The sequence below is a fragment of the Marinobacter sp. F3R08 genome (assembly GCF_018860425.1).
Lineage (GTDB): Bacteria > Pseudomonadota > Gammaproteobacteria > Pseudomonadales > Oleiphilaceae > Marinobacter.
Window position 1 is genome coordinate 1 of record NZ_JAHKPI010000013.1, and the last position, 8,258, is coordinate 8,258.

The 8,258-nt window shown below is 43.1% G+C and carries 7 protein-coding genes; 6 read left to right on the forward strand and 1 reads right to left on the reverse strand.

The features are described 5' to 3' along the window. The 4 genes from KO499_RS03075 to KO499_RS03090 form a co-directional block, all read left to right on the forward strand. On the forward strand, positions 1–851 hold an 851-nt coding region (locus KO499_RS03075), incomplete at its 5' end, for a DNA topoisomerase (protein ID WP_228339746.1). 5 nt (positions 852–856) lie between these two features. Next, complete coding sequence (locus KO499_RS03080) at positions 857–1,069, forward strand: hypothetical protein (RefSeq protein WP_012774823.1); 213 nt, start codon at positions 857–859, stop codon at positions 1,067–1,069. A gap of 3 nt (positions 1,070–1,072) precedes the next feature. Continuing rightward, positions 1,073–4,237 (forward strand): zincin-like metallopeptidase domain-containing protein, encoded by a 3,165-nt coding sequence (locus KO499_RS03085; RefSeq protein WP_012774822.1) that lies wholly within the window; start codon positions 1,073–1,075, stop codon positions 4,235–4,237. Between the two features lie 14 nt (positions 4,238–4,251). Continuing rightward, positions 4,252–4,422, forward strand: a complete 171-nt coding sequence (locus KO499_RS03090) for a hypothetical protein (RefSeq protein WP_165761826.1) — start codon at positions 4,252–4,254, stop codon at positions 4,420–4,422. A 46-nt stretch (positions 4,423–4,468) separates the two neighbouring features. Here the strand turns inward: KO499_RS03090 and KO499_RS03095 are convergent, their stop codons facing one another. Then, positions 4,469–5,611, reverse strand: coding sequence for a GIY-YIG nuclease family protein (locus KO499_RS03095; protein ID WP_012774821.1), 1,143 nt, complete (start codon positions 5,609–5,611; stop codon positions 4,469–4,471). Between the two features lie 384 nt (positions 5,612–5,995). Here KO499_RS03095 and KO499_RS03100 point away from each other — a divergent pair, with 384 nt between their 5' ends. Both KO499_RS03100 and KO499_RS03105 read left to right on the forward strand, forming a co-directional pair. Beyond that, the gene (locus tag KO499_RS03100; RefSeq protein ID WP_012774820.1) at positions 5,996–6,844 is read left to right on the forward strand and encodes a GMA family class A beta-lactamase GMA-1; all 849 of its coding nucleotides are present in this window, start codon (positions 5,996–5,998) and stop codon (positions 6,842–6,844) included. Between the two features lie 434 nt (positions 6,845–7,278). Next, entirely contained in the window at positions 7,279–8,202 is a 924-nt protein-coding gene (locus KO499_RS03105; protein WP_215982257.1) for a hypothetical protein, read from the forward strand. The last annotated feature ends 56 nt before the right edge of the window (positions 8,203–8,258 follow it).

Here is an 8,258-nt window from a genome sequence, read left to right on the forward strand (position 1 = left end):
TCTATGACCTGGTTGTAAGAGCCTACCTTGCGCAGTTTTATCCAGTGCATGAGTTCCTAAGTACAACCATCACTGTTGACGTTCAAGGGGAAACGTTTGGGGCTAAAGGGAAGGTTGTCACGTTTGGTGGTTGGCATGATGTGTATTTGGACGAGTCCGAAGAAGACGAAGGCGATCAAGATGGTGATGAACAATCATTACCAAGAATGACAAAAGGCGATGCTATTGATTGTGGACAATCAGTCAGACGAGACGCCAAGACGAAGCCGCCAGCAAGGTTTACAGAAGGTACGTTAATCACTGCGATGGTAAATATCCATCGGTTTGTGACGGACCCTCAACATAAAAAAATGCTACGTGAAGGGGATGGTATTGGGACAGAGGCTACACGAGCTTCGATCATTGCTGAACTGAAACGCCGTAATTACTTGGAAACGCAGGGTAAGCGAATTGTGAGTACCACTTTAGGTCGAAGCATGATTGATGCGTTGCCAGAAGTGGTAAAAAGTCCGGTTCTAACAGCTCTTTATGAGCGTATGTTGCAAAGTGTTGAATCCGGAAAAACAGAACTGAGTGCCTTTATTACCAAACAAGAGGCGTTTATCAAAGACCAGGTTGCAAAGGCCAATAATGGAGCTGTAGCAATCGCTGGAGGTAAAGAAGCGGCTGTAATCTCGGATGTATTCAAATGTATGTCATGTGGAGCAGGATTATCGCGCCGTCCTTCACCAAGGAAGAAAGGGCAGTATTGGTGGTCCTGTTCAAACTTCCCTACTTGTAAGCAATCTTATCCAGATATGAAAGGGCGCCCTAATTATAGCAAGGGCCGTAACAATACTGACAAGGAGTAACCCCAATGACGAATACAACTAATCAACCTGCCGCAGATGCAGCCCTACAAGAAAAGTTAGAAGACGCAATGATACCTGGCTATCAAGTGGAGTTTGACCCACTTGAAGCTGAAAAAGCTGGGGCGTTTTTTGAAGATGCTCTATCAGAACAAGACGCCGAAGAAAGTACGGCTGACCTGCTGGATCTCGTTGCCCCTGATGATACTAAGGAGGGTTAACCAATGGCTGAAAAGAAACCCCCATTTCATGAAACGGTTGCTAATAATCTAATAGAAAAACTAAAAGCCGGCACTGCACCCTGGCAAAAACCTTGGGACCCTGGGGCGCCAGGGTTCATGCCAACAAACCCGCTTACAGGCAACCGTTACAAGGGCATTAACGCGATTCACCTAATGTCTCAGGGACGAAGTGATAACCGTTGGATGACGTACAAGCAAGCTAAAGAACTCGGTGCTCAAGTTCGCGGTAAAGAAAAAGGGACAGGGGTCCAATACTGGAAGTTTACAGAAGAACGGACCAAGCTCGATGATAACGGAAAGCCTGTCATTGATGAAAAAGGAAAACCAGTAAAGGAAACCATCAAGCTAGAACGCCCGCGGGTGTTCTTTGCTACGGTATTCAATGGCGAACAGATAGACGGATTGCCTCCTTTAGAGCGTAAAGAGCAAACTTGGGATGCTTCTGAGCGAGCTGAAAAGATACTCAATGCGTCTGGTGCTGATATTCGTCACGGTGGTGATAGAGCTTTTTACCGTCCGTATTCTGACCATATTCAATTACCCGATAAAGGACAATTCCCGACCTCTGACAATTATTATGCTACAGCGTTACATGAACTCGGTCATTGGACTGGTCATAGTTCGCGTCTGGACCGAGATTTATCAAATCCATTCGGTTCAGAAGGGTACGCCAAGGAAGAATTGCGCGCTGAAATAAGTAGCATGATCTTAGGTGATGAATTGGGTATCGGTCATGACCCTGAACAACATGCCGCTTATGTCGGCTCTTGGATTAAAGCACTTCAAGAGGACCCTTTAGAAATATTCCGTGCCTCTGCCGATGCTGAAAAAATATGCGGGTATGTGATGGACCTGGAACAGAAACAGGTGATTGAGCAAACCCAAATCCAGAAACAAACCTCTGAGTTAAAACCTAGCGAGGACAATAAAGATCAGGATTTAGATATGCAGCTACCAATTCAAACACAGCCAATACGTGATCAGGTGTTATCAACGCTTTCACAGGAAGATTTACGCGCCCTAACTCTAGTTGCGGAAGAACGAAAGCGTTTAGCTTCTGGTGAGTCAGAACCTCAATCTTTCGAAGAAGTGGCAAAGGAGAATCTTGGATTTTTACTACCTGCTGATTGGTCTGGTGATATTCAGTTACAAGGTAACGTTATATACACCGATGAAAACGGCGAAAAGTTTGTAGAACCTGCTGAGGGAGTTACGCCTGAATTTTGGGGTGTGTATGCGCAGCATGAAAAGGGAATGCATCAATGGGTCGCTGATCTCGATACTCAACATCAAGCCGAAGAACTTGCGAATTTGCTTAGTGTGGTAGATGCCCTGTCAGAACCCAATGAGCATGAACAAGCCGCTAAATTTGCTCGTATAAATGAAATTCGTGTTCGTTTAAACCCTAACAGCTCGGATGATGATATTTTAGCCGCTAAAGAAACCCGTAAATCAGCAGAAATGGCCGCAACGCTCAACGATGGTGATTTACAACAGCGTATTGCTGAATTTGAGCAACAGGAACGGAAGCCCCAGCAGCAACCAGACTCAGTTCCCACTCAAGCCGAGGGAGAAAAAACGTATATCAACGTTCCGTTTAAAGAGAAGAACGAAGCTAAAGGACTTGGTGCAAAATGGGATGGTGAACAGCGCTCCTGGTATGTTCCTCCTGGCGTTGATGTTAACCAGTTTTCCAAATGGGCCACGGAGGGCAATGATAATCAGGAATCGGTACAAGCTAATCAACAAATCCAATCTAAACAGGTCGAGCAATCCCGCCAATATCTAGCTGTTCCTTACGGGGAAAGAGCAGCAGCAAAAGCCGCGGGTGCTGCTTGGGATGCAGGCGCTAAATCTTGGTATGTAGGTCCTAATGGTGATAAGGAACGTTTGAGCCGTTGGTCGCCTGATAGGGTCCAAACCCAACAAGATCCAGCGATGACGCCTAAAGAGGAATTTGCAGAAGCTTTGCGGTCTGTAGGTTGTGAAGTGGATGGAGAGCATCCCATTATGGACGGCAAAAAGCACCGTATACGTACCACTGGTGATAAAAATAGTTTGAGCCATAGTGCTGGTTCAGGTTTCTATGTCGGTCATCTTGACGGCCACCCCGCAGGTTATATCAGGAATAATCGAACGGGCATTGATATTAAATGGAAATCAAAAGGCTATGCCTTATCTCCAGAAGAAAAGGCAAAGTTACAAGCCGAGGCCGCAGAGAAATTAGCTGCTAGAGAAAAAGAGCAAAAACGCTTACAAAATGCAACCGCTGATAGAGTTAGCCGTCAAGTCGCCTCCCTGGTCCCTGCAACGCAGCAAACCCCTTACCAGGAGCGCAAAAATATTCAGCCCCTTCCTGGCGTTCTAACTGATTCCGAAGGAATAAAAACTTACATTCCTTTGAGTGATGTTCAAGGCAAGCAGTGGACGATGCAATACATTCAAGAGGACGGTACAAAACGCTTTGCAAAAGACTCCAAGAAAGAGGGATGTTTTCATATCGTCGGCGGGGATATGAAGTCTTTAGAAGATGCTCCGGCCATTGTTTTGCATGAAGGCTATGCAACCGCAGCAACCAATACCGAAGCCTTGGGTTTTCCAACTGTCGCAACTTTTGATGCAGGCAACTTACCTGTAGTAGCTAAGGCACTACAGGAAGTATTTCCAGATAAGCCGATGGTGATTTTTGGTGATGATGACCGTCATCAAGAGTTAATGACAGGTGTTAATCCTGGTAAAGAAAAGGCAAGTGAAGCGGCTAAAGCTGTAAGTGGAACAGCTGCCTTTCCAATCTTCGCGCCTGGTGAAGCTGAGTATCCAGTTGACCTACCAAAAGTTACCCCTCAAACGTACCGAGAGCATTGTGCAGCAAAGAGGGTATTGGAAACGGCCCCAGAGGATAAGCATACAGAGCTTAAAAAGTCATTACTGAGTGATGAACAGTTGTCAGCCATTGAGAACTTATATCGCCACACCGACTACAACGACTTAGCTAATAACAGTCTTTTAGGCAAAGAAGGGGTCGAACGCCAGGTAAGGGCTACGGTAAGTAAGGCTATTCAGGATTCAGAACGGAAGCGCGAGGATAAACAAGTGCTCCATCAAGAACAAGTTCACAAGCAAAAGCGGGCAGCCCGCGTTAGTTAAGGAGAAAGTAAGTAATGGCTTTTGAAATTAAAATCCCTGGCTCAGAAAAATCTTATGATAGAGCTGTCAAAAAAGATGGTGAGTGGATCGGTTTGTTTTCTGGAGAGAAATTCACGGACATTCAGAAGAAACACCCAAAGGCTGAGATAGTACCCAAACCCATGAAAAAAAGTCGAAGTCGATAACGTTTGGCAATGAAGAAAGAAAAAGGGATTCGCGATGAATCCCTTTCTATTTGTTCATGGCAGCTTTTACACGCTTCACGGTTGAACGTCCCTTACCTGTAAACTCTGCGGTTTGGTTGATAGAGCGTCCACGTTCTAAACTGGTGACAATATCAGAGTGCTTTATCAGAAAGTCATCAGTGTTGGTCGTAGAGCCTTTAGGCCGACCAAACTTACCACTTTCGCGTTGGGTTAGCTCGATGCCGCGTTTAGACGCTGCGAGGCGTTTTTCTTCATACTTCCAACGGCCTGTAACAATGAATCGTTCTGCTTTGTTAAAGGGTTCTAGGTTGTTGGTCAGCTTGGTAAATTCCGCTTTCAATCGCTTCAATGATTTGGCATCAAGTACCAGGTATTCCGTGTGTGAGCTAATGTTAGCTAACTGATTGTTGTAACGATGAAAAACATACTTTTCAACGTGACCACAATTCGCAACTTTACGCAAAACCGTGCTTTTTATTACGGCTTTTTCTGTGGCTTTTTCTAGATCGAGTACCGTTTCTTTCAGGCGTTGTTCTGGCGCTCTCGATGTTCTCCCAACTTTATGAATCACGGTTTTATCCGCTAGTTGGTATTCAAACAGATAGAGCGATGCTTTGAGAATAGCTTGCTGACGGTGCGCCTCAATTTCAAGCCACGCTCGATGCTTTGTACCTTGATCTATTGCTTCGCGCAAGGTGTGAACGCGCATTTGTAAGGTGTTACGCATCCACTGGCTAAACCCTAGTAGCGGTAAGCTGCCAAGGATGGTTCTAGCTGTATCGGTAAAGGTGAGATTATCTGTCCAGTCGTCACGGCTAAACAGTTCTTCTTTGGCCGCACGTGGAAAGCGATGTAATCCAGACTTCCAGTGTTGAAACACGTTTGGTGACTTGCTATCCGCTTGATAGCCGTCTTTTAAGGCGTCGATGATCTCTAGTGGATAGTTGAGGTGGAAGTGATGCCAAGCGGGGATTTGTGGAATTTCGTTGAGGGATTCATTGCATGTTTCACCGTCGTGTCGAAAGTGTGCGGCCTTGACCCGCCCTTTTGCTGCTATTAACGGACAATCACAGAACGGACAAAACAGGGTCCCCCTCCCTGATTTCTGATCATCTATGTGATGAAAATTACCTTGCTTATCTTTACCAAGGCTTAAATATACAGCCATAAAGCACCATACTAATTTGAACCCATTTGAGAGTAAGTATAAGTGGGTTCAAATTAGTGTGCAAATTTAATCCCGATTCATTATGAAGCGCTTAATCTAACGATTGTGGGAGAGGAATAAAGTTTCATACTCGGCTTCTCTGTCATTGCCGCCCTTTGTAACTCACTTCTGGACAGAAATGAGTTATTCACAACTTATAGTTGACTTATGCGTATGAGATTCAGATAGCGCTTCCTTCATCCTAAGTCGAGCAGAAAATAACGCTCCATAAACACACTCATCTTTTCATACAAACTTAATATGACCCGCTGTTGATTTATATCTTTCGGGCTGTATTATTACGCTCCGTAAATTCAGTCTTATTACATAAATAGTCGAGTTATCATGAAAAAATCAATCTTACTTTCGAGCTGTTTGTTCATTTCTTTTTTATCGACCGCTTCAACATTGAACGACTCGCTCTATTCTATAGAACAACGCACCTTGGGACGCATAGGCGTATCAGTTTTAGATTCAACGGATCAACAATGGCACTATAAAGGGAATGAAAGGTTCCCTATGATGAGTACATTCAAGACATTAGCATGTGCAAAAATGCTACAGGACTCTGATAGAGACATTTTAGATATAAGTACAATGGCGCCAGTAAAATCCGATGAACTAATCGCTTGGTCACCAATAACAAAAAACATGGTTGGCAGTTCAATTACCATTGAAAATGCTTGTGAAGCTACGATGAAGACTAGTGATAATACTGCTGCAAACATAGTCTTAAAGCACATCGGAGGCCCACAGGGTGTCACTGCTTTTCTACGTTTGATCGGAGATAAAGTAACTCAATTAGATCGTTTTGAACCTGAACTAAACCAAGCCAAAGCTGATGACCTACGTGATACAACGACGCCAAATGCGATGAATAAGACCCTATATCATATTTTATTCGAAGATGTATTAGCTCAAAATTCAAAAAAACAACTTAAGGAATGGATGCAAGGGAACACTGTTTCCGATTCTTTACTCCGTTCTGTTTTACCAAAAGGGTGGTCTATTGCAGATCGTTCTGGTGCAGGAGCTAACGGTTCGCGCGGTATTACAGCAGCAATTTGGACTGACGAGCGCGAGCCATTAATCATTAGCATCTACCTGACACAAACCAACCTTTCTATGCCAGAACGTAATCAAGTTATTAATGAAATTGGTAAGGCTATTTTCGAAGAGTATGCTGTAAAATAACTAGATGAGATTGTCATACTGTTGACAATAGATATGCCGTAGAGAACAAAATGGGGTTGTACGGCATATTGACCACCTTCGTTGCTTGGCTATAACTCATTTTGGGGCATTTTCGTGCCAGCTAAGAGCAAGCTGACACGTTGATGGACATAAATGAGTTTCGGAAATTAGAATATTAGCATCTCATAAATTACTTACAGTATGGAAAAGTCGCTTAACTCGATGTCCAAAGCTAATGGTGTAGATAGCTCAGGAGTAGTCCGCTTCAATCTTCATCGAATAATCTACTAAATAAAGTGGCGTCAGGTTTGTCCAATACCCGGATAAGATGTCAGCGGCGCGACATCTATCCTTATTTGTCATGTAACTATGCCTACGTATGACTATGCAGTACTATTAGCGATATTTTATGAATTTGTACTTAAGAGACTCTAATGATTAAATTTTTAGCACCTGTAATCATAGTTGCAGCTACAGGCCTTGTCGGTTTGGTTAACAAAGATGCTATCTATGAAAAGTACTTGCAAACACAAGTCAACAAGAACTTAGTTATAGAAACTGGTAGCACAAAGTATTGTGGTCACGTTATCAAAGATAATGAGACTCCAGAGCAATTAGTTAACAGAGTTAAACAGCAATTCAATGGTGCGGCTGCATTTAGACAAGTTATAGATATTTACGAAAACATTCTACATGACACGGATGAAATTGAAGCGATAACTAAAAAAATTAGAGATTGGGGTTGGCAAGGTGATGATTCCCTTGTAGAAGACATAGCCAAATACAAGGATGATCCATACCAGCAAGACTATTTAGCTGAACTCATCGCGTTACAAGATTATAGAAAGTCAGCCTCACATAATAAAGATGAATTGATAAAAGAGCGTGATTCCCTAAGAGATGCTTTGTATTTGGCAAAAAAACCACAATTAGAGAAAGATATTTCTAATGCTATATCTCAGTTTTCCTGTGAACTGGACGATGAATCATTCAACCAAGAAGCAGATGTCATTCTAGCAAGTTTAAACCCAACGCTTTCAGGAGAAGAAAAAAAACACCTAGAAGAAATAGTAAAAAAACGAACTGTACAAGGGTTAAAGAATGCCTCAGTGCCTTTAGAAACGTTTACTAAGAAATTTTATGAACTTATTAATGACGCTGTCGCAGAAATCAAAATCCTTGACTCTGAGACTATAGTCAAAGACCAAACGATTACTAACACTTTATCGGTTGTATCAACAAACTCTTTTGGAAAAAAACAACGCTTTGAAGTCGGTTGTGTAGCATATGCTGTTGGCATAAACCCTATATTTGGCTCGGCGAGTATCTTTAATTGCTTTTTTCGTAAATCAGGGTAAACGCTGCGAAATAGTATCTACCTACACGATCTGAATGATTGACGAAGAATTCGATG